Here is a 936-nt window from a genome sequence, read left to right on the forward strand (position 1 = left end):
ACTGTGTTATAGGCAATTAAAGCCTTTCAGGTAAAATATTGAGTACTAAAACTCCATGTGAAATGCAATGTAGGCAAGGGTTTTATGAGTTTTTTTAAGGCATTGGAACTCGGAAAGTATCAACTATTTTGTCCATTACGCCTAATACTATCATTTTGTATAAAAGCCTACCCCAATTTCTCCCAAGCAATCTTTTCACCCAAGGGTATTTTCCTCTTGCCCTCTATTTTTTCGTCACTGTAACCCAAAAATAGCTGCCCTAGTATTTCGTCTTGCTCATCCAGTTTAAAATGGTTTTTCATGGCAGGGTGCAGTACCATGCCCCCTGTGCTCCAAAGGGAGGCAATATTTAATGCCGTTGCCCCCAATAGGATATTTTGTATGGCACAACTTGCAGCGGCTATTTCCTCAATAACAGGTATTTTTTCATTGCTGCGTTTCATGATGCAAAAAATGATATGGGAAGATTTTTCGCCATTGGCAATGATGCCGTCAAATTTCCCCTGCATGAATTTTTCTACAGGGGCAAACTGCTGGTATAGCAGTGCATGTTGCTTGCTGAACTCGTTTACTTTATCCCCAGAATACACTACAAACCGCCATGGTTCAGAGAAAGTATGCGTAGGTGCCCAGTCTGCCAGTTCAAGTAGTTGCTCTATTTGTTCATCTGGTATTTTGCCGCCATTAAACAGAGATGGCTTAGTAGTTCTTCTCGTTTTAATTATATCTGCGAGTATAGCGAAGTTGCTCATATTAAAATCTTATGCTGCAAAGTAAAGATAACAGTTGCATGTTGCTTTATCGAAAGGGGAAATGAAAAAACATTGGGTTAAATGAGTATCAACAAAGTAAAACTTGTACAAAAATTCGATAATCCGATTTGGATGCATAAATGCCCCCGATAAGCAACTGATGTATAGCTAAAAACAACCAATG

At 39.0% G+C, this 936-nt stretch carries 1 protein-coding gene; it reads right to left on the minus strand.

Annotation, left to right across the window (positions count from 1 at the left end; translation table 11 throughout):
• Positions 1-167: 167 nt before the first annotated feature.
• Positions 168-752: a nitroreductase family protein gene (locus ACHFIY_RS19300; RefSeq protein WP_410847768.1), complete on the minus strand. Its 585-nt coding sequence runs from the start codon at positions 750-752 to the stop codon at positions 168-170.
• Positions 753-936 lie beyond the last annotated feature (184 nt).

The organism is Parasediminibacterium schistidii (genome assembly GCF_046546515.1).
Taxonomy (GTDB): Bacteria; Bacteroidota; Bacteroidia; order Chitinophagales; family Chitinophagaceae; genus Parasediminibacterium.

Excerpts from the sequence above, each read along its gene's own strand:
- ACHFIY_RS19300 (WP_410847768.1), bottom strand. The coding sequence starts at position 752 with ATGAGCAACTTCGCTATACTCGCAGATATAATTAAAACGAGAAGAACT.